16 protein-coding genes and 1 tRNA gene are annotated in these 22,852 nt (G+C 36.4%); 8 read left to right on the top strand and 9 right to left on the bottom strand.

The window, feature by feature from the left end; translation table 11 throughout:
- Positions 1–7: 7 nt before the first annotated feature.
- On the bottom strand, positions 8–2,326 hold the full coding sequence (locus V4538_00325; protein MES2379453.1) for a TonB-dependent receptor: 2,319 nt from the start codon (positions 2,324–2,326) through the stop codon (positions 8–10).
- Positions 2,327–2,482: 156 nt separating this feature from the next.
- On the opposite strand from V4538_00325, the gene galE reads away from it, so the two are divergent.
- On the top strand, positions 2,483–3,496 hold the full coding sequence (gene galE / locus V4538_00320) for a UDP-glucose 4-epimerase GalE (protein ID MES2379452.1): 1,014 nt from the start codon (positions 2,483–2,485) through the stop codon (positions 3,494–3,496).
- Between the two features lie 91 nt (positions 3,497–3,587).
- Positions 3,588–4,643, top strand: coding sequence for a dTDP-glucose 4,6-dehydratase (gene rfbB, locus V4538_00315; protein ID MES2379451.1), 1,056 nt, complete (start codon positions 3,588–3,590; stop codon positions 4,641–4,643).
- Positions 4,644–4,725: 82 nt separating this feature from the next.
- On the opposite strand, the gene V4538_00310 is transcribed toward rfbB, so the two are convergent.
- Both V4538_00310 and V4538_00305 read right to left on the bottom strand, forming a co-directional pair.
- Complete coding sequence (locus V4538_00310) at positions 4,726–5,325, bottom strand: hypothetical protein (GenBank protein ID MES2379450.1); 600 nt, start codon at positions 5,323–5,325, stop codon at positions 4,726–4,728.
- Positions 5,325–5,705: a Rid family detoxifying hydrolase gene (locus tag V4538_00305; GenBank protein MES2379449.1), complete on the bottom strand. Its 381-nt coding sequence runs from the start codon at positions 5,703–5,705 to the stop codon at positions 5,325–5,327. The genes V4538_00310 and V4538_00305 overlap by 1 nt, the downstream gene beginning before the upstream one ends.
- Positions 5,706–5,749: 44 nt before the next feature.
- On the opposite strand from V4538_00305, the gene V4538_00300 reads away from it, so the two are divergent.
- The 3 genes from V4538_00300 to V4538_00290 all read left to right on the top strand — a co-directional run bounded on the left by V4538_00300 (position 5,750) and on the right by V4538_00290 (position 9,500).
- Positions 5,750–6,436, top strand: a complete 687-nt coding sequence (locus V4538_00300; GenBank protein ID MES2379448.1) for a 3-hydroxyacyl-CoA dehydrogenase family protein — start codon at positions 5,750–5,752, stop codon at positions 6,434–6,436.
- Between the two features lie 35 nt (positions 6,437–6,471).
- The gene (locus tag V4538_00295) at positions 6,472–8,919 is read left to right on the top strand and encodes a TonB-dependent receptor (protein MES2379447.1); all 2,448 of its coding nucleotides are present in this window, start codon (positions 6,472–6,474) and stop codon (positions 8,917–8,919) included.
- 71 nt (positions 8,920–8,990) lie between these two features.
- Positions 8,991–9,500 carry a hypothetical protein gene (locus V4538_00290; GenBank protein ID MES2379446.1) on the top strand — a complete coding sequence of 170 codons (510 nt, stop codon included), beginning with the start codon at positions 8,991–8,993 and terminating at the stop codon, positions 9,498–9,500.
- Here the strand turns inward: V4538_00290 and V4538_00285 are convergent.
- Genes V4538_00285 through radA form a run of 3 tightly spaced genes read right to left on the bottom strand, consistent with a single transcriptional unit; the run spans position 9,497 to position 12,399 of the window.
- Positions 9,497–10,516, bottom strand: coding sequence for a radical SAM/SPASM domain-containing protein (locus tag V4538_00285; protein ID MES2379445.1), 1,020 nt, complete (start codon positions 10,514–10,516; stop codon positions 9,497–9,499). The genes V4538_00290 and V4538_00285 overlap by 4 nt on opposite strands.
- A gap of 40 nt (positions 10,517–10,556) precedes the next feature.
- A complete protein-coding gene (locus tag V4538_00280; protein ID MES2379444.1) occupies positions 10,557–11,012 on the bottom strand; it encodes a hypothetical protein in 456 nt (151 codons plus the stop codon).
- 16 nt (positions 11,013–11,028) lie between these two features.
- Entirely contained in the window at positions 11,029–12,399 is a 1,371-nt protein-coding gene (gene radA / locus V4538_00275) for a DNA repair protein RadA (GenBank protein MES2379443.1), read from the bottom strand.
- A gap of 240 nt (positions 12,400–12,639) precedes the next feature.
- On the opposite strand from radA, the gene V4538_00270 reads away from it, so the two are divergent.
- The 3 genes from V4538_00270 (at position 12,640) to V4538_00260 (ending at position 16,191) form a co-directional block, all read left to right on the top strand.
- On the top strand, positions 12,640–15,084 hold the full coding sequence (locus V4538_00270) for a response regulator (GenBank protein ID MES2379442.1): 2,445 nt from the start codon (positions 12,640–12,642) through the stop codon (positions 15,082–15,084).
- Between the two features lie 89 nt (positions 15,085–15,173).
- Positions 15,174–16,058, top strand: a complete 885-nt coding sequence (gene sucD, locus V4538_00265) for a succinate--CoA ligase subunit alpha (GenBank protein ID MES2379441.1) — start codon at positions 15,174–15,176, stop codon at positions 16,056–16,058.
- A 61-nt stretch (positions 16,059–16,119) separates the two neighbouring features.
- Positions 16,120–16,191, top strand: a tRNA-Arg gene (locus V4538_00260).
- Positions 16,192–17,666: 1,475 nt separating this feature from the next.
- Here the strand turns inward: V4538_00260 and V4538_00255 are convergent.
- From V4538_00255 to V4538_00245, 3 genes are all read right to left on the bottom strand, one after another.
- A complete protein-coding gene (locus tag V4538_00255) occupies positions 17,667–17,846 on the bottom strand; it encodes a hypothetical protein (GenBank protein MES2379440.1) in 180 nt (59 codons plus the stop codon).
- Between the two features lie 115 nt (positions 17,847–17,961).
- Entirely contained in the window at positions 17,962–18,927 is a 966-nt protein-coding gene (locus V4538_00250) for a hypothetical protein (protein ID MES2379439.1), read from the bottom strand.
- A gap of 244 nt (positions 18,928–19,171) precedes the next feature.
- A complete protein-coding gene (locus V4538_00245) occupies positions 19,172–22,834 on the bottom strand; it encodes a T9SS type A sorting domain-containing protein (GenBank protein MES2379438.1) in 3,663 nt (1,220 codons plus the stop codon).
- Between the last annotated feature and the right edge of the window lie 18 nt (positions 22,835–22,852).

Here is a 22,852-nt window from a genome sequence, read left to right as displayed (position 1 = left end):
ACCGATTTTAAAATGCAAACACTACCTGTGCTACAAAAGTTCTGGGAGGGTCAACCTTACCGGGGCGGGTAGCATACTCGTGGTTGGTTAAGTTGTTAATTAAAAAGTTAACCGAAAGGTTTTGGTTAGGCTTATAACCAAAACGGATATTGTGTACAATATCAGCCGTACCGGCTCGCTTAAAAAATTGTTTAACACCAGGCAATAACATTACAAAATCATCTACCTTTTCGTAAATACTATAATAAAAAACACTATAGCCAAACGAAGCCCTTTTATACGTCAAATCCAAATCAAATTTAGCGGTAGTTCTGTTGCGGTACGAGAGCATTACCCTTTGCAAATAAGTACCACTATCTGCTTTCGCTACACCCAAGCTTTCCATAAATAAGTTAAAGTAATTGCCATAATTATTCAGGCTGTTATCAGCGCTTAAATTAACAGGTAATGAGTAAGTATAACCCGTTAATATACGAATCATCAAATCTTTTATTTTTCCTTCGCCTTGCAGGCTTAAATCAAATCCACCTGCGCGTACATGGCCTACGTTAAAAGCTTTAAAGCCCAATGGAAAAGGATTCTCAGGTGTAACTTCACTGTGTTGTCCAAACTTAAAATCAATCATACTATCGTAATCCTGAATAAAAAAGGCAGCGTCTAGTGAAGCTACAAAGTTGGCAATTTTAAAACCCTGCTGAATACCAATTTCAGCGGTCCATCCTTTTTCAGGTACTAAATTAGGGTTGGGCGATATGCTTAAAAATGAAACCCGGTCATTGATAAATTTCTCGCTGATAGTAGGCACCCTGTAACCTTCAGAATAGTTAGTGCGCAAATACGTTTTTTTAGCAATTTGGTAGTTTAAGCCAATACGTTTTAACAAGGCCTTCTCCACCTTACTCGTATCTTGCGCTATCACCTCATAACGAAGTCCACCCGTAATAATTAGTTTTTTATAAGTGAAATCAGCCTGCGAATAAACTGCCCCTGTTAAGCCGCCAAACGAGCCCTTGTATATACCGTTTACGGCTTGAAAAGCCGTAGTATACACCCCGCTGTTCAAAGTAAAATAAGTATTTATTTTGTATTTATTGTTATAGTCAAAAGCATACAAATTAGCAATCGCATCATCATCCTTGGGGTAACGCGCTTTATCAATTAAGCGAGCTATCTGGTACATTCTGAATTTAAATGCATGCATCATGTTACCATGCTTTAAATCCAAATGAGGATCAATACTAAATATACGGTATAAATTATCAGCCGGCTTAGAGCCATTAAACTGTTTAAGCGTTCCCGTATCAGCATCAGCCCATAAAAAAAAGCTGCCTGATTTCTCCATCATAAAATTACCATTCAACCCAAAAGTTAAGTTCTTATTTGATTGAGGTCTGTAACGCGTTTTTACATAAGTTCTCGCCCTGAATTCGTCTGTATATTGTAGGTGACTGCGAGTACTCGAAAGATTTCCGCTCAGCACCAAATCAAAATTACCAAACATTTGTTTGTGCGAAAAAAACATACCATTGTTAAAAGGCTGCGTAGAGTATTCCCACCAGTTAATATAACCCCTGTCAAAGTTTTGCGAAATACCTTGGTAAGCCTGTATTTTGGTTTGAGGCTTTCTGGTAGGCCAGCCGGTGCGCACATTAATGGTTCCGTTTAAAGCGGCCGAGCCATACAAAACAGAAGCAGCTCCTTTAATTACTTCAATTTGTTCAGCCGCCTCAATAGGTAAAAACTTCCAGCGGGCATCGCCCAAATCAGCACCCAACAAAGGCATGTCATCCAGCAAAACAGCAATCCTGTTACCTGTTCCATAACTCCAACCCACACCGCCTCTAATACTTGCTTGCCCATCGGCTACCTGTACACCCGGCAACCGGTTTATTACTTGCGATAAATCAGTGGAGTTGGTATTTTCAATTAAATAAGGTTTGATGATACTGACCGAAGCAATTTCTTTGGCTACCTTTTTCCCTTCGCGTGAGCCGGATATAACAATTTGGTCCATCTGGTTATTAAAGGCTTCCAGCTCAATAGTAATAAGTTTATTAGCCCCTTCATCAAGGTCTACATTGTAGTATTCCGTTCGGTAACCAATAAACGAAAGCTTTAAAGTATGCTTGCCATATACTGTAACCAGTTTAAAAAAGCCGGTACTATCTGTAATGGTTTGTGCGCCTTTGTTTATAGAAACTACTACATACTCTATTGGTTTTTGAGTGCTTTTATCAATTACGTACCCGCGTATGCTTGCCTGCTGGGCCATACAAGTACTTGCATATAAGAAAAGTAATATAAAAAGAGTGTAAAGTTTACCCATGCAATAGATTCATGTTTTTGTCCAATTGACAAATATGTACAAAAAAACGAAGGAATGCTATATAGAAAAAAACAACTGCCCATACTATATTTTGAGCAAAACCATTATTTTGCACCCTATAAATGCAAAACCATTTTTGCTTAATATTTTAAATAAATGAAAATACTTGTTACAGGCGGAACTGGTTATATAGGTTCGCATACCATTGTTGAATTATATAATGCAGGACACGAAGTAGTGGCAATTGATAATTTCGATAACTCATACCCGGACGTATTAGATAGCATTGAAAAAATAACAGGTAAAAAAGTAGCCTTTACCCAAGTTGATATAAGAGATAAAAAAGCCTTAACCGATTTTTTAGTGAGCCAAAAAGGAATAGATGCAGTAATACATTTTGCTGCATTTAAAGCCGTTGGCGAAAGCGTAAAAAATCCTTTAAAATATTACGAAAACAATGTAGGCGGAACGGTTAATTTATTGTACGCTATGCAGGCTGCAGGCATCAATCAAATTGCGTTCTCTTCATCGTGTACCGTTTATGGCGAGGCTAACCCTCCGGTTGATGAAAACACAGCCAAGGCAGAGGCACAATCGCCTTATGGTAATACCAAACAAATTTGCGAAGAAGTATTGTTTGACTATACACAAGCCAGTGATTTAAAAGTAGTATCGTTGCGTTATTTCAATCCGGTAGGAGCACACAGCTCAGCTTTAATTGGCGAGTTGCCCATTGGCGTACCCAATAACTTAGTACCCTTTATAACCCAAACTGCTATTGGCAAACGCGAAGTATTAACCGTTTTTGGCAACGATTACCCAACACCCGATGGAACTTGCTTACGCGATTATATACACGTAGTTGATTTAGCCAAAGCACACGTAAAAGCCATTGAGTTTTTACAACAAAAAAAATATACCGAAAGTTATAATGTATTTAACCTGGGCACCGGTAACGGTAACTCCGTGTTAGAAGTAATACAGTCGTTTGAAAAAGTAACAGGCGAAAAAGTAAATTATAAAATAGGTCCACGCAGAGCAGGCGATGTGGTACAGATTTATGCCAATTGCGATAAGGCCGCTAACGTATTAGGTTGGAAAACCGAACACGATTTAGATAGTTGTATGCAAACAGCCTGGGCTTGGGAAAAACATTTAGCTAGTAAATAGCATCTGGCTGCCGGCATCTGGCTGCTGGCAGTAAAATAGTTTTTATAAAAATAGCTAGCTGCCAGAAGCTAGTTGCTAGAAGCAAAACATTATGTCAAGAAAAATATTAATAACGGGAGGAGCAGGTTTTATAGGCTCGCATGTAGTACGTTTGTTTGTAAATAAATACCCCGATTACCAAATATACAATTTAGATAAACTGACCTACGCAGGTAATTTAAAAAACCTGACCGATATAGAAAATGCACCCAATTACCATTTTGTAAGGGTTGATTTGGTGGACGCAACAGCGGTTAATAATTTATTCAATGAGCACCAATTTGATTCGGTTATACATTTAGCAGCCGAAAGCCATGTAGACAGAAGTATAACCAACCCGATGGAGTTTGTTATGACCAATGTGGTTGGAACCGTTAATTTGTTAAATGCAGCCAAAGAATGCTGGAAAGGTAATATGGAAGGTAAGCTGTTTTACCACGTATCAACCGATGAAGTATATGGCAGTTTACACGATGGCAGTTTCTTTTTAGAAACTACTTCGTACGATCCGCAAAGCCCATACTCAGCCAGTAAAGCAGCCAGCGATCATTTTGTAAGAGCATATTACAATACCTATAAAATACCGGTAGTATTAACCAATTGTTCTAATAACTACGGACCTAACCAGTTTCCGGAAAAATTAGTGCCGTTGTTTATTAATAATATAAGAAACAACAAACCATTACCCGTTTACGGTAAAGGAGAAAATGTACGCGATTGGTTATACGTAGTTGACCATGCCCGTGCTATTGATGTAGTTTACCACAATGGTAAAGTTGGCGAAACCTATAATATAGGTGGCTTTAATGAGTGGACTAACATTGACTTGATAAAAGTAATCTGTAAAACAATGGATAAAATTTTAGGTCGCCCGGCAGGAGAAAGTGAAAAGTTAATTACTTATGTAACTGACAGAGCGGGCCACGATTTACGTTATGCTATTGATGCCAATAAAATAATGAAAGAATTAGGCTGGGAACCAAGTTTACAGTTTGAACAAGGTATAGAAGAAACCATTAACTGGTACATGAATAACCAACAGTGGATGGACGAGGTAACCAGTGGCGATTATGCCAAGTACTACGATAAAATGTATGCAAGTAGGTAACTAAAACATAAGTTACTAAAAAGCCGTTGGCAAATTTTGTCAACGGCTTTTTTTATAAATTCTAAGTAGAAAATAGATTTAGTTATAAAGCAATAATCATCCAGGTAAAGCCCAAAGTCAAACCGGCTAAAAGTTGCAATGTGTTATGAGCCATAGCGAATAAACGGGCAGTACCCACCGCACCGGCTACCAATAGCGTAACCAAAATAGGAATACGAAGGTCCTGTTGCGTAAAAATATTAACCATAACCAATAAGCCTAAAACAGAACCAATACTGGCCATGTGCACACTTATTTTCCAAAAATTATTAATAATGGCAATACATACTACTGTACCGCTACAAGCCAATAAGTATTTTAAAATAATGGTTGATACACCAACCTTTTGCAGCATATAAAAACTAACTATATAACCCAAAGCAGTAATGGCAAAAGGCCATTTGCGTTCGTTTTTATCCCTTAACTCAAAACTACTTATTTGTTTGGTTAGTTTTAAAGTTAATACTGCCAGCATAGGCATAATAGTAGTAAAGGCAGTTATAAGTAATATAATTATGTTTTTACCTTTGGTATTAAGTGCCGCTAACGAAGGGAATAAAATAAATAACAATAGCAACCCGATAGTATTAATAAATACTGGGTGAAAAGTAATAGAAACTAAGTTTTGGGTTGAATGTCTCATTAATTAACAGCTACTACACTTATTTCAACGTTGGCATTTAGTGGTAATTTTACAACTTGTACTGTTTCGCGAGCCGGAAAATCCGTAGTAAAATAACTGCCATATACTTCGTTAATGGCTGCAAAATCGCCCAAATCAGTACAGTAAATAGTTGTTTTTACCACATGGCTAAAATTCATTCCGGCCACTTCCAATATAGCTTTTAAGTTTTCCATTACTTTAGCCGTTTCAGCCTTAATATTAGTTTGTATCATTTCGCCTGTGGTGGCATCCTTAGCCACTTGTCCGCTGGTGTACAAAGTATTTCCTATTAATACAGAATGGCTGTACGGACCGATAGGAGCAGGGGCATTGGGGCTGGTAATAATTTTCTTTTCCATTTTTTTGGGGTTTTTAGTTTTGTTAGATTTAATTTGCTGCGAATATGAAAATTTTGGCAAAAGGAAACAGCAAAAGAATAGAAGAATTGAAACAAAAACTTTCATCGGCTGATTATGAGATAGATTGTATGGACGAAAATACAAACTTTATTTTACAAGATGGCATATACGATGCATTTTTTGATTTGAGTTTCGATGAAAAGGATGCACATTCCTTTACCCCTTATGTGGGTTTAACAAGTACCCCGGTTTTTGTTTGTGCTGTAAAAAATAGTTTAGCAGGTATGTTACATGCTGCTAAAGAAGTTGTTCATTTTCCATTGTTCGGTATCAATAGCATTGATACATTTATAAACAGAAATCTGCTTGAAGTAAGCATAGCCGATGAAAAATATACAGCCACGTTGGCTACTACCTTAACTGCATTAAACTGGGAGTATAAAATAGTAGCAGACAGAGTAGGTATGGTAACACCTCGTGTAGTTTGTATGATTATAAACGAAGCCTGTTATACTTTACAGGAAGGCACTGCTACCATGGCCGATATTGATATTAGCATGAAGTTAGGAACCAACTATCCGTTAGGGCCATTTGAGTGGGCTGATAAAATAGGCGTTAAAAATGTGTACGAAGTATTAGAAGCCGTTTATAACGATACCCACGATGAACGTTATAAAATATGTCCCCTGTTAAAAACTAAGTATTTGCGCTACGAAACATTTTTCAACTAAACGCATTTATACTTATTTAAAACGTATTACCCATTTTGAATAAATTACTTTTAAGCCTTTGTGCTTTATATTTTAGCTTAACCGCTTTAGCTCAACCCGGCAATCCAAGAACCGTTCAGCCTGTACCTGCTCCCGGTGTAGTATTGGCTACCTTTACCGATGGTAAAACCAATAAGCCCATTGAGTATGTTACTGTTTCGTTACAACGCATGCCCGATTCAGTAACCATAAACGGAACTACTACCACCAAAAAAGGCGAAATAAAATTAGAGAATATTCCTTACGGCATATACAGGTTAAAGGCCAGTTTTATTGGTTATAAAAGTACCCTGAGCCCAATATTTAAAATAACACTACAAGAAACCTTACTCGATATAGGAGTTATTCAGTTAGAAGCCACTTCTAAAACTTTAAAGCAAGTAGAAATAAACAGCGAGCGAACTGACTTTAGCAATCAGTTAGATAAAAAAACATACAACGTTGGCAAAAATATAACCAATATAGGCGGCTCAGCCACCGATGTATTACAAAATATCCCTTCCGTAAATGTAGACATGGATGGGAAAATTAGTTTACGTGGTAGCGAAAATGTAACCATTTTAATAGATGGGAAACCAAGTACACTAACAGGAGCCAATCGCCAGGCTATACTGCAACAGCTACCGGCTAATGCCATTAGCGAAGTAGAAGTAATTACCAATCCGTCCGCTAAATACGATGCAGATGGAATGGCAGGCATTATCAATATAAAAACAAAAAAAGACAAGCTGAAAGGCTTTAATGCCAATACGCAAGCTACCGTTGGTACCAGAGATAAATATTCATTCAACCTCGGTTTAAACAACCGCACCGCCAAATATAACCTATACGGAAATTACTCGTACCGACATGAGCGCAGAGAGTTTTATGGAAGAGGCGAGCAGCAAAATTTTTTCGATACTGTTAACAATTCTTTTACCAGCAAATCAGACGGACATAACGTAAACAATTTTCATACAGGCAGAGTAGGAGTAGATTTATTTTTAAACAACTATAATACCTTAAGCGTTTCAGGTGGCATAAGCAGTAACATTAGTAACAAACCCGAATATATTCAGTTTGATTATTTTGATAACGAAAAACAACCTTCGGCCAATTTTAAAAGAAACAACTATAGTACTGAAGATAATTTAACCTTAGACGCTACGGTAGATTATAAGAAAACAAGTAAGAAAAATAAATCGGATTTAACAGCCAGTGCTACTATAAGCAATAACAATAGAAGTGCCATTGATGATTATAACAATCCTGCACCCATACCTATGCAGCGCAACCAAAACACCAATAACTTTACTACGTTTATTGCACAGGTTGATTACCAGTTACCGCTAACGTTTGGTAAATGGGAAAATGGCTTAAAAACAACCAATCGTTTAATAGATAACGACCAGGTTGGCAAACGCTTAAACGCAGGTTCAAATGAGTTTGATTACGATGCAAAAATCAGCAATCACTTTTTATACAAAGAGCAGGTAAACGCTGCCTATACTATGTTTAGCACCAAAAAAGGAAGGTTCGATTTTCAGGCTGGTTTGCGTGCAGAGTTTGCTTTAACCGAAGGCAATTCAAAAACAACCGATAGCTCTTTTAGCAGAGATTACTTTAACCTTTTTCCTAGCGGTTATGTAAAATATGCATTAACCAAAACACAAGATATACAGTTTGGCTATAGCCGCAGAGTAAACAGGCCCAACATGGAAGCCCTAAACCCATTTGTTGATTATAGCGATTCTATTAATTTACGCAAAGGCAATCCTGAAATCAGACCCGAGTATATTCATAGTGTAGAGTTGAATTATTTAACCCAGTTTAAAAAATTGAACTTTAGTACCACTGTTTATTATCGCTATACAGAAAACATGATATCGCGTTTAAGAACCGTGAATGAATTAACGGGGCAATCAATCATGACATTTTATAATTTTAGTTCATCAGAAAACACAGGTGTAGAAGTAATAGTAAGGTATAGTTTTGATAAATTAGGCTCCATCATGTTAAGTGGAAACTGGTTTAGAAATGTAATTAATGGCAGCAATGTATTAAGCGATTTACAATCGGAAATAACCACATGGAATGCACGTTTTACGTATAGCTTACCCTTACCAAAAGGTTTTTTCTTTCAGGCCAACGGAATGTATATGGCACCTATGCGTAACGGACAAAATACCATTAGTGGTATGAATGGAGTAGATGCGGGCTTGCGCAAAGACTTTATGAAAGGTAAGTTGCAGTTAGGATTAAACGTAACCGATATTTTTGATATACGACAGTTTAACGTAAGGCAGGATGGAACCAATTTTGTGTATGATGGAATGCGTAAACGCGAAAGCAGAATAGGTACTTTCTCATTAAGCTATCGTTTTGGAAGCAATGAAAACCCATTTACCAAGAAAAAAACAACCCAGGTGGGGCAGCCTACGGAGAACATGGATGTAGGTTTTTAGTTAAATAAGAAATTTTTAATAGTACATCAAAAACATAAACAATATATTTACACCAATTAGTTTTTAACAGTATGATAAAACAAGTTGCCATCATTTTAATGAGCTTGCTTACGCTAAGTAGTTTTACTACTCAGCAACAACCACAAAAGGAACACCCTACTTTAACCAAAATGAAAGCAGGTTATTACTTGTATTTAGATAATGGGTTTGAGCAAATAGATTTATATAAAAGCATAGAAGTAAAAGAAACTTTTTTTAAAGTAGGTACACCCCGTATAGTACTGGCACCTAAAATTGGCCATATGGCACGCAAAAATTGTATAACAGGTTTTTCCCTTTTACTAACTACATCAAACCCGATGGGTGCTCCTGAAAAAACAAAAAATACATTCACTGTAAAAGGAAATTTTTTTGGTAAAGAAGCTTGTACCGCTATTGCAAAATTGCCTTCAGAAAGTGTATTAACATTTACCGAAATAGATTTAAATATCACCGATTTAGATGGTCCTAATTTAAAAGGAGTAAGACCCAAAAAGCCGGGTCAGTTACCGATAGGTTTTACCGTTTATGTGTTAGATTAGTTCCAAACCTTAGTACCTTCGGTACAGTTGGTACAAATGTCAATTTCCTTACGGCTTTTTAATATAGCTTTTCTAAAGTTATTGTATTGCGTGCCTTGCCAAACATCCTTAAAACTATCAGTACTTACATTGCCAAAACGGTGTGTTGCATCCTTATCAAAACAACAAGGTACCACCAATCCGTCCCAGGTAATTACACTGCCACGCCACATACGCCAACATTGGTTTAGCAGTTTATTTTTTATTTGATAGCCGTCTTCCGTTTTACTATAACGACTCAAGCTATCGTTTTCAGGAATAAAAGCATCGCTTGTTTGGTAGTCGTATATCTGGGCAGTTTTTATTCCTAATTCATCTACACCAATTTCTTTAGCCAGCTTTTTTATTTCAGGTATCTGGTGTTCGTTATGTTTAAAGGCTATGAACTGCCAAATAATATGAGGTGTTTTTAAACCCAGTTCCTTTTTCCATTTCAATAGGTTTTGTGTGCCTTCAATTACTTTTTCTATTTTACCGCCAATGCGGTATTTGCCATAAGTATCCTGCGTGGTTCCGTCAATAGAAATAATCAATCGGTCCAAGCCCGATTCAACCGTAGCTTTTGCCATTTCATCCGTAAAATAATGGGCGTTGCTGCTGGTAGCGGTATATATATTTTTAGCAGCAGCATATTTTACAAACTCCAAAAAGCTTTTGTTTAAAAATGGTTCACCCTGAAAGTATAAAATAAGCCAAACCAATTCAGGATGTAGCTCATCAATTATTTTTTTATACAGGGTTAAATCAAGCATACCCGTATCGCGGGTAAATTCTCTTAATCCGCTTGGGCATTGCGGGCAACGTAAATTACAGCTGGTAGTAGGTTCTATTTCCATGCTCAGGGGCATACCCCACTGCACCGGTTTTTTTATGGTTTTTGATAAATAGTAACTGGTATATAATTTAACCGCATTAAGCAAACGTTTACCATTTAGTTTTGATAATAAATTAATACCGTCTGAAAGATTCCTGTTCATGTAACGTGGCAAACATAAGTAGTAAAATCTACTTACACATTTATTTTTTTAGCATAATGCTTTCTAATAGCTTTTTCCCTTTTTCTTCCACCCTTTCAAGTTTTTCTATGCCAATTTTATTTTCTAAATAAGTAAATTCAATCATGGCTGTATGGTCTGCAATTGTAATTGAAATTATATTATGGATGGGTAATTTGTAGTTTTCGCCAATACCGGTTTTTAAATAATTATAAATAGAAAACAGGGCTATTGGTAACCCAAATAAAAGCAAAAGACTTACATTCCCGTTTGCCAAACTTGTAAATATTATTACAGCGCTTGCAACAAAGCTAACTACCAAAAAAGTTTGAATTCTTATCTTTCGTATTTTATTCGATTTTTGGATTCCTTTTTCTTGAAGTTTTTTAGTTTCGGTCCAATTGCCAGTGCTTGTAAAATATATATTTTCATCGTCAATATTTACAAAGCCGTATTTATATTTAAACCAATCTTTCATTTTTTCAATAATTCAATTACCCAAACAAATAACTGAGCAGTTCTTCTATTTTACTTACCTCTATAATTTTAATAGCATTGTTTTTAGGCAGCTTGTTAAATTTAGAAAGGTAAATAGTTGTAAAGCCTAATTTTTCCGCTTCGCTTATGCGTTGTTCAATACGGTTAACCGCCCTTATTTCACCACTCAAACCAACCTCACCCACAAAACATATTTTACTGTCAATAGCAATGTTTTCATAACTGGAAACAATAGCCGCAATAATACTTAAATCAATGCCTGGATCCTCAATTCTTAAACCACCAGCTATATTGATAAATACATCCTGCATGCCCATGCGCAAACCACATTTTTTTTCCAGTACTGCTAATAACATGTTTAAGCGTTTGGTATCGTAACCATTGCTGTTGCGTTGAGGTGTGCCATATACGGCTTGGCTAACCAAAGCTTGTGTTTCAATTAACAAAGGGCGCATACCTTCAATGGTAGCAGAAATACTCACACCACTCAAAGCTTCATCCCGCTGGCTTATTAGTATTTCTGATGGATTGGAAACCTCCCTTAAACCACCATTTTGCATTTCGTAAATACCAATTTCACTAGTACTGCCAAATCGGTTTTTAGTAGTACGTAATATTCTGTATACATGGTGTCGGTCACCTTCAAATTGCAGTACCGTATCAACCATGTGTTCCAACAATTTGGGTCCGGCTATGGTTCCATCTTTAGTAATATGGCCAATTAAAAAAACAGGTGTCCCTGTTTCTTTTGCAAAGCGTATCATATCGCTGGCGGTTTCCTTTATTTGCGATATGCTGCCCGGTGTGGCATCAATCAATTCACTTTGTAAAGTTTGAATAGAATCAACTATTACCACATCAGGTTGTAACTCCTGAAAAGCCTTGCCAATTTTTTGGGTAGATGTTTCCGTAAATAAATAACAATTGTCGTTGCTAAAAGGCAAGCGTTCTGCACGCATTTTTATTTGCGTATCGCTTTCCTCGCCACTAATATAAAGCACCTTGGTATTGTTAGGAAACTGTAAAGCTATTTGCAGTAGTAAAGTAGATTTGCCAATGCCCGGTTCACCACCTATTAAAACCACCGAGCCCGGTACCAAGCCACCTCCAAGTACACGACTCAGTTCCCCATCTTTTAAATTTATTCTTACTTGGCTGCCTTGCTCCACTGCATTAATGGGCGTTGGTTTTAACGCACGTTTAACAATACCGGTTTCTTTCCAGGTACTTTTATAATCAGTTTTTTCTTTATGAATAACTTCTTCTACATAAGTATTCCACTCACCACAGCTGGGGCATTTACCTATCCATTTGGTTGATGAAGCACCGCAGTTTTTGCAAAAGAATGAAGTTGAGGTTTTTGCCATTGTTTTTTAGCAATAAATTTTAGTTAATTTTCTGTTGGGCTAATGTAATTATTCGCTCAGCAATTAGGCGTTTTTTTTTGTTTTAAGCACTATCTTTTTATTATAATATTAAACTCAAATTAAATAAGAAAACAACAAAGAATTTGTTTACCCAATAAATGAAATTTTTATGCGCTATTTATCATTAAATAGTTTCCATATTCATTTCTTTTATATACTTTGTGCTGCTTTTATAAAGTTATGAAAAATAAATACATTTGGCTAATAGTAATGTTGTTATCACTTACGGTTAACAATAAAGTAGTTGCCCAAAGCGAAAACAAAAAAGATAGTTTAGAGTCATTGCTTCCTTACGCTAAGGAAAGTCAGTTGGTTGATATATACGTAAGCTTAGCCGAAATACTTAGAAAGCAAGATGTTTTAAAAACACGCACCTATGCGGAGCAGGCTTTAACCCTGGCAAACAAATTAGGATACGATAAAGGACTGGCCGGAGCCAATATTATTTTAGGTCAGTTGGAAAGGGATAAAGGCGATTATAAAAACTCAAAAATACATTACCTGTTTGGCTTGTCATTAGCACTTAAATCAAAAGATTTAGTAACCATAGCTTGGGCCTACCAAAACATGGGTAATTTGTATTACATACAGTCAGATTATTCAAAAGCCATGCGCTATTATTTAGGCGCTTTAAGTTCAGGCGAAAAGGCAGGCGATATTTTACGAATAGCCAATGCCAACATGCAAATAGGCTCCCTGTATTTTGATTTGAACGATACCTTAAAAGCAGAGTTTTATTTTACAAAAGCATACGAATACAACAAAAAATTAGGCGATGAAGTAGCTACTGCAAAAAGTATTAATAACTTGGGTAATATTAGCAAATACAAAGGCGATGGTTATAGAGCCCTGTTTTATTACAGTCAGGCTATTGATGTGTTTAAACGACATAATTTAGAAAGAGAAATATCAGCCGTATTAAACAATATAGGAGCTATTTACGCCATATCATTTAAAAATCCACGTAAAGCATTTCCTTATTATGCAGAGTCGTATCAAATAGATAAAAGATTAGGTATTATAAACGATTTAGCCCTGTCAAGCTATAACCTATCAGCCGTATATATTAAATTAAATAAGTACGACAGCGCATTATTCTACGGTATGCAAACCCTTAAGCTTGCCAAAGAAAATAATTATAAAATAGAATATGTAGACGCATGTCGTTTATTATCGTCCGTATACGAAAAAATGGGCGATACCAAAAAGGCGTTTTACTACATGAAAGAGTCGGAAGAAAATGCGGTACTGAATGCAGCAAAAGGAGCCGAAGTAGAAAATATACACTCAAGCTATTATAAAGCCAAGCAAAACGAAACCATTAAAAAACTAAACGTAGAAAACAATACCGCCAAGCAAACATTAAGCGAACAAAAGGTAAGCGTGCAGCGTAAAAATGTAATTCTGCTTGGCTTAGCCTTTGTTATTTTGTTCTTGGTTTTATTGGGTGTTTTGGTGTTTTATTTCATGTACCAAAACAAAAGGAGAAAAACTTTAGAGTTAACCTCAGCCGCCAAAAGCAATATATTAAACAGAATAAACCATGAGTTACGTACCCCGTTAAACTCATTGATAAACTATAGCTACTTAGCCAACGATAGTAAAAATATAAATGAATTACGCGACCATTTAGGAGGTATAAGAGCCAGTGGCAACGAGTTGTTGTTTAGCATGAATAATATAGTGAGTTATATGCAAATCGATTCCAAAAACGATGAAGCCATAGACTCACCATTTAACCTGATGGAAATGTTGCAAAGCATTTTTATTCCGTTTGATTCCATGTGCAAACAAAAAGGCTTGTTCTTTACACAACTTATTTCGTCCGATTTACCAACCTATGTAATTAGTGATAAACTAAAGGTAGCTACCATAGTACAAAACCTGTTAAGCAATGCTTTTAATGCAAGTTACCAGGGAGTAATAAAAATTGAAATTAAACTGATTGATACCAATGTTAACCAACACGAAACCTATGCTACCATTCAGTTACAGGTGAGTGACGAAGGCAGAGGCTTACAGGGTAAAAACTTAAAAGAATTGTCTATGCCATTTACCAAAAATGATAACATAGGTAAAGGCTTTGGTTTAGGATTGTTTATAGTTAAAAAGTTTGTAGAAAAACTGATAGGCAAGTTTGAGCTAGCCAACAATACCAATGTAGGTGCTACGGCTACTGTTACGTTTGATGTTTTAATAGACTCTGCCAAAACAAATGCAGACCAACCCGTTAGACAAACAAAAGCACCGGAGAGTATAAATGTTTTAATAGTGGAGGACGATGAAGTAAACAGCTTTACACTACATAAAATATTAGAGCGTAAAGGTTTCGATATATCAACAGCTAGCTATGGTAAAATGGCCATGTCAAGGTTGGCAGAGAAAACATTCGACATCGTTTTAATAGATATAGAACTACCCGATATGACAGGTATAGAACTGGCAAAATACATCCGCCATGGAGATGAGTTGTCGTTGGATAAAGAAGTGCCAATTATTTTATTATCAGCCAATGCAGAACCGAAAGAAATGAAAGAGAGTTTGCATGCCGGTATTAACGAATACATGACCAAACCAATCAGTAAAGATTTGTTAATTAGTAAGATAATGGAATTTGTAGGTTAAATTAACGTTTTACCTAAAAATTGATGATTGTTAGCTAGTTTTATATAAATAAAATAGCATATTTGCCCACACTTTTTTAAAAATACAAAATGGCAGTTTTAGTAAACAAAGATTCAAAAGTAATTGTACAAGGATTTACCGGTAGTGAAGGTACTTTCCATGCCCAACAAATGATAGAATACGGTACCAACGTTGTTGGTGGCGTTACCCCCGGTAAAGGTGGTCAAATACATTTAGATAGACCCGTATTTAATACAGTTAAAGATTCAGTAGACCAAGCTCAGGCAAATACTTCTATTATTTTTGTGCCACCGGCATTTGCCGCTGATGCCATTATGGAAGCAGCAGAAGCAGGTATACAAGTAATTATTTGTATTACAGAAGGAATTCCGGTAGCCGATATGATTCCGGTAAAAGAATACATCAAATCACGCGGTTGTACTTTAATTGGTCCAAACTGCCCGGGTGTTATTACACCTGGACAAGCCAAAGTAGGTATTATGCCGGGTTTTGTATTTAAGCAAGGTAGAGTAGGTATTGTTTCAAAATCAGGAACATTAACATACGAAGCAGCCGATCAGATAGTAAAAGCAGGTTTAGGTATATCTACCGCTATAGGTATTGGTGGCGACCCAATTATTGGAACACCAACCAAAGATGCAGTAGAGTTATTAATGAACGACCCTGAAACAGATGCTATTATTATGATAGGTGAAATTGGCGGAAGCTACGAAGCAGATGCTGCCCGTTGGATTAAAGCCAATGGAAACAAAAAACCAGTAGTTGGTTTTATAGCCGGTCAAACAGCTCCTGCAGGTCGTAGAATGGGTCATGCCGGTGCAATTGTTGGCGGACACGATGATACTGCTGCTGCTAAAATGAAAATTATGGCAGAGTGTGGTGTACACGTAGTTGATTCACCTGCAGAAATAGGTTCAAAAATGTCAGAAGTATTAGGCTTAAAAGCTAACTAGTACATTTCTTTCTTATAGTATTAAACAAAAGCTAATTTTATATTAGCTTTTGTTTTTTTATGGCCTCATAGTTCAATGGATAGAATAGATGTTTCCTAAACATTTGATATGAGTTCGATTCTCGTTGAGGCTACTTGAATAGACAACTCCAAATTATTTGTGAGTTGTCTTTTTTTTGCCCCATTCAAAGCCCTGTCAATATTGAGTGTTTGTCTAATTACTTCGTTAATTCTTGGAGTTCGACATGTGAAACCATCAAAACTTAGTTTTTCGGGGAAAATCGAACTCAACAAACGTATTTTAGAGTTGGTATCGCAGGTTTGATAGATGTTTTCAAGGTTTGCAATAGCTTGTATAGACTTGTTTAGCTTTTCGAGTAAAAAAGTGTCCGCTTGTTCTAAGTAAGAAAGGTCTTGTATAAATTTGCCTTTTATTTCCTCGTATTTTTTTCTCATACTGGCATAGTCAGCATTAGAAATTTGTTTGTCCACTAACATATCTTGTAAGTTTTGTAAACGTGTTTCTTGTTGGCTAATTTGTTCCTTTAAAGTTTTAACTTGCTTTTCTTGCTTGGTGGTGTTTACGCCCAATGATTCTTTTACCAATGCTTGGTAGAGGTTTTTAACATCGCTAGACATTTTAAATCCATTAAGAATATCAATTACCGCTTGGTTTGCTAAATCTGCTTTGTAGCGTTCCTTTTTGCATTTATTACAGTGGTAATAAAAATGTCTTTTGCCTGTTTTACTTCGTGAAGCACTACCTGTAATATGGTGATTACAATTTGAGCAAACAAGTACACCCCTTAAAGGTAATTCGTCTTTTTCACTGGTAACAGTTTGCCTGTTTGTTGCAGTTTTTCTACCATTTAAAACATCAAGAGCCTTGTTAAAAAGCTCCTCCGATATAATAGGTTCATGTATTCCCTTCATATAATATTCTGCTTCATTTTCCCCTGCTGGTACTCTTATAAGTCCGCAATAAATCGGACTTCGGAAAAGTTTATAATATTGTGACCTCACTAAAACAATACCGTTTTCTTTCAAATTTTTTATAACTAAAGGCATGGCTAAACCCGATGCAATTTGTTTGAAAGCATTAGCAATATATACGGCTTGTTCATTGGGGACAATAATAGGTTTGTTATATTCATCCCTTTTGTTTGAATAACCCCTTGGAGCGGAGCATGATATTCTGCCCTCTTTTCTTGCGCCCCTTATACCCCCGTTGACTTTAATAGAGCGCCTGTCATTGTCAATTTCGGGTAATGCTAAGTAGAAAGCTAGAATGGCTTTGTTTTCGGGTATAGACATATCAAGAGGCTGTTCAATGGCTTGTGCTTGTACTCCTAGCTTTTTTAATTCGTTAATCATCATGTAAGCCTCCGAAGTATTGCGAGAGAACCTATCCCATGAAGTGAATAGGAGTACATCAATTGTACCCCTATTCTTTTTTAAGTAGGTAATAAACTCATTAAAAGCAGGTCTATTAAATGTTTTAGCGGAATAGTCCTCTTTAAACACTTTAGTAATGGTTATTGAATTATGCTCACAATACTTGTTTAAGCTATTTAATTGTACATCTAATGAATATCCTTTGGCTTGTTCGTCACTCGAAACTCTTGCCATTAATGCCGCTTTCCTTATCATAGTCAAAATTTTTGTTTACGTGAATGTTTTGAAGTTCTATTAACTCCAATAATAAATCTCTAATTTGTTTTGTTTCTTCTTGTGTGTACTTGTTTCCTTGTTGTTGTAAAATGGTTTTACATTGTTCTAAACTTAACATAACAGCGTTGTTGGCTGTGTAACCGAAAACTTGGGCTACAAGGTTTCAATTTTTGTTTTCGTTAAAGCCGTAACCAATACGGGTGTTTTTTATTTTATCTCTTGTTTTGCAACTATTATTCCACTCTTCTAGTTTTCTTAAAGTATAGATTTTTTTCATTCCTAAATTTCAAATTGATAGACTGGTAATTACCTAATCCAAGCATTTTTCTTACTTGTGCCGCTTGTTCATCAGTAATATTTCCCTCTTCTATTGCCTCAATTATAAAATCGTTTTTATCATCTATTTTAATGTGTAATTCTTTAAAATCATTTTTTTTCAATGCATCTAATACCCTTTTCTCTTTTGGATTAAATAATCCCAATTGCATTCCATACTCTTCACTCTTTGGCTGGTCAAAAAACTCCTCTATTATTTCTAATAAAGGAATTTCAAAATGAGGTTTTCGGATATTTTTGAACATTCTAGAATCAATATCCTCAATACCATTATAGAACATAATATCAGAGCGAAAACCATCTTTCTCTTTTAGTAATAAAATGGAACTTTTTGCTTGTTTCATCATGGTTGTTATTATCATATTAAACAACACTGTTTTTTGTTGTTCATAGGGGTCGTTTTCGTCATATACTGTACACATTATATCTGAAAGCTTTTGGAAAACATCCCTTAGTTCCTGTACCTTTTCTTCACTAAAATGTAAATGATTGCGCCACATGTTCTCCATTTCATCTAAATTATTGACAATTTCCATGTAGGTTTTTATTTCAAATCTGTCTTTTACGATTTTGATATGGTCATAAGACAAGCCAAAATCACGCATACACTGTACTATCTTAATCCAAACAAATTCGTATAGGTTTAACTTAATCCATACTCGCCCTGTTTCATCTTGTTTTTTCATGATGGTTAAATCAACTAAACCATTCTCTTTCCAAGCATAAAATGTTCGTGCATTTACTCCTGTGAATGATAAAGGAACTACGGTTGTACTAATGAGCGGATAAGCATTATCTACATTTTCAATTTCAGTGGCTTCCGTTGGGAATAATTCCATTAATCGTTTAAAAGTGGCTTCCATATTACTCAAAAGTAATAAAATATTATTAATTTCAAAATAATTAGATGTAATTAGCATTATATAGAAAGTAAGTAAATCGTTCGGGACGGTTCGGAACTGACCTCCGAACGCTTCGTTCGGAACGAAAAAAAATCGTTATTTACAATAAGTAACGATTTCTCAAAATGTAATTAAGGGTTTTAATTGGATATGCGTATTGCTTTTTCCATGCTAGTAACGCATACGGTTTTGTGAGTTACAATACTCACTGTTTTACCAGTTTATAGGTATAAGTACTAAACGTATTGGTAAACTGTAAAAAATAAATGCCGTTGGGTTGGTTACTTATATCAATTAGGGTGCTATTATCGGTATACAAGGTTTTAAAACTTTGTATGGTTTGCCCTAATTCATTGCTTATTTTATACTCGCCTTGTTGCGTTGTGTTAATGGTAAATATACCATTATTGGGGTTGGGGTATATGCTTAATGGGTTATTGTATATTTCGTTTATACCAATACCATTTATAGCTACACAAGCGGAGGTATCAATACAATTATTTAAGTTAATACTTACGGCATAGCTACCATTATTAGCAGGGGTAAATATTTGTGCATTGGCTCCGCCAATGGGCGCAAAATTACTATTGCAGTTTAACCATTGGTAACTGGCATTTACTTGGCTAGCGGTAATAGTTGGTTTACTCCAAGTAGTAGTAATATTGGGCATGGGTTTAAGGGTTATATGTATGGTATTGGTATCAGCACAATTGTTACTGTCTATACCTATTACTTGGTAGTTTTTGCTTTGTGTGGGTATAAAGGCTATACCATTTAAAACACCCTCTGTCCATGTATAATTTTTAGCTCCGTTTCCATTTAAAACAATGGTATTACCTGCACAAATAAGGGTATCGGAAGCAAGGGCTTTAACTGTTGGTTTTTCGTATATCGTAACCCGTTTAAGTGTTGAATCTTTACAAGCGTTTTCGCTAGCTACAATTAATTTAACCCAATAGGTATTAGCCAAACTGTATTTTTTATGGCTTATTGAATCGGTGTTTATGCTTGTTCCCCCATCGCCAAATTGCCACGAGCGGTTTAGTGTACCTATACTAATACTTGAGGTGTCGGTAAATATAAAGTTGTTGTTATTTACGCATTGATTGAGTTGATTAACGATAAAGCCTGATTGAGGACTGGCTATTACATGAATGGTTTTAGTAATGGTATCTGTACACGAATTAGTATCGTAAACTACTAACAGAATGGCGTAAGCATTGGTAAGGGTATAGGTTTTGTTTACCGTTGCCAGTGAAGCGGTATCGGTATTGCCTAAACTCCATATACGTTTTATATGGCTTTTACCTATGTTTGAGGTATCGGTAAATACAAATTGATTGCCTTTTATACATTGTACATTATTGTTTATGGTAAAACCCCCTTTGGGTTTGGCTAAAACTACAAGGGGTACAGGTTGCCTATTGCTTACAAAACAAGTACTATCTTGTACATAATAGGTGGTACTATTTTGTAATAGCGGTGGCGTAAAATTAGCCCCTACTCCTAAAAAATTGCCATCTATGGAATCGCTATACCAACTTAATACACCTAAGCCACTTGCATTTAAAATAGCACTACTGCCTAAACATATTTTTACACTATCTGCTACGGGCTTAGGGGGTATTTGGCAAGGTGCTACCCCTAAATCGCAATTAAAAACGGTAGTACTATTGTTAGTGGTATCACCCAATTGTCCATAATCGTTTACCCCTACCGCACAAAAACCATTGCGGTGTGCTTTTAAACCTATGGCATGGGTAGCTAAATTAGCAATGTTTATCCAATTGTTATCGTTATTCACTTGGGTGGGTACTAACCAAGTACCCATATAGCCATTGCCGTACGTTCCATAATCGTTAGCACCCCAAGCCCATAAAGTACCATTGGCAGCTATGGCTCTACCACCCGATATGGCATTTCCAGTTCGAATAAATAACCACTGCTTATTTGCACCTATTTGTACAGGACTATTTCTATTAATGTTGGTGCCATCACCCAACCCCCCATATAAATTAAAGCCCCATGTCCAAAGTGTGCCATTGGCTTGTACCGCAGCGCAATTATAGTTATAATAATAAGAAGTTATTTTTATCCAGTTTTTATGGTTAACATCACCAACTCTTGAAAGTGTAGTACCTGTACCATTGGTATAGTTACCATTGCCTAATTGTCCAAAAGTATTATCTCCTGCTGCCCATAAAGAGCCATCAGCTTTTAATAAACAATAAGAACCCATATGGCTGGCACTTACCCAATCTCTGGCTGCATTGTGTTGCACGGGGGTAGTAATTTCGGTAACGGAAGTATCTATATAATAAGGAGTATTACCCGTATAACCCCAAAACCATAAAGTGCCATCAGCCTTTAAACCAAATACACTCCCATATGCATAAAAGCTTGCCCAATTACTATCTGTACCTATACGCACGGGTGTAGTTTGAAAACCGTTATCAAAAGAAACCCCTATACCCAAATAAGAGCTGTTTCTACCCCAACTCCACAATGTACCATTGGCTTGTAAGGCTATGGTATATGATTGAGTTATTTCTACACATACCCAATTGCTAGCCGTACCTATTTGTATAGGGTAATTACTGGCGGCTAAAGTACCATTGCCAAACTGTCCATTCAAATTACTGCCCCAAGCCCACAAAGTTCCATCCGTTTTTATGCCCATACTAGTACCTATACCACTATTGCTATTAGATGCAACACTAACCATAAGCCAGCCATTTGGTGCTTGGCTTATTACTGTTGGGTTTGTGGCGGTAAGGTTTGTACCGTTGCCTATTTGCCCAAAGGTATTAGTACCCCAAGCCCATAGAGTACCGTTGGCTTGCAGGGCTATACTGTGGGTATGGCCTGCAAATATATTTACCCAATTTTTGGCAGTGCTTATTTGTGTGGGTATAGTATAGGTGCTATTACAAGCCCATAAAGTACCGTTGGCTTGTATGGCTAAACTTTGGTATTTACCCGCAGCTATACTTACCCAATTGCTTTGAGTACCTATAAGGGTGGGTATGGTTTTGTTTTGAAATGTGCCATCGCCTAATTGGGCTGAATCGTTAGCTCCCCAAGTCCATAAAGTACCATTGGCTTTTATAGCCATGTTGTGTTCATACCCTGCGGCTATGCTTACCCAAATACTATCGCTTCCTACTTGGGTAGGGCTAGTATAAGTATTAGTATTGCCCATACCTAATTGCCCTTTATTATTACTACCCCAACTCCATAAAGTACCATTGGCTTGTACGGCTATACTATGTGCATAACCTGCGCCTATGGCTACCCAATTGGTAGCTACTCCTATTTGGGTAGGTACGTCTTTACTGACTAAAGTATTATTGCCTAACTGCCCATTGTCATTATTACCCCATGCCCATAAAGTACCATCGGCTTTTATGGCTAAGGTAAAATCGTTGCCACAAGCTACACTTATCCAATTGCTATCAGCACCTATTTGGGTGGGTATGTTTTTATTTAAAAAAGTATTAGTACCTAACTGCCCGTAGTTGTTATAACCCCATGTCCATAAAGTACCGTTGGCTTGTATGGCCGCACTATGGTTGCCGCCTGTGCTTATTAATACCCAATTGTTATAAGTACTAATGCGTACTGGCTTTTTGCGTTGCAGGTTAGTACCATCGCCTAACTGCCCATAGTTATTATTACCCCATGCCCATATATAACCTTCTTTTATTTCTAAACTATGGTTGGCGCAAGCACTGCTTACCATGCGTTGGTAGTTAGCTCGGTAAGGTACATTTTTACGCTCTTCTCTACGGTTTACTTGGGCTTGTGTGTTTATACAATTACACAAATAATAGAGCATAAACAATAGGGTGTATAATTTTAGTTTCATATAAAAATTACTTCATTC

It is taken from the genome of Bacteroidota bacterium, assembly GCA_040388375.1.
Classification (GTDB): Bacteria; Bacteroidota; Bacteroidia; order UKL13-3; family UKL13-3; genus JAAFJM01.
The sequence above is the reverse complement of the archived record's forward strand: the minus strand, read 5'-3'. Positions and strand labels throughout refer to the sequence as shown.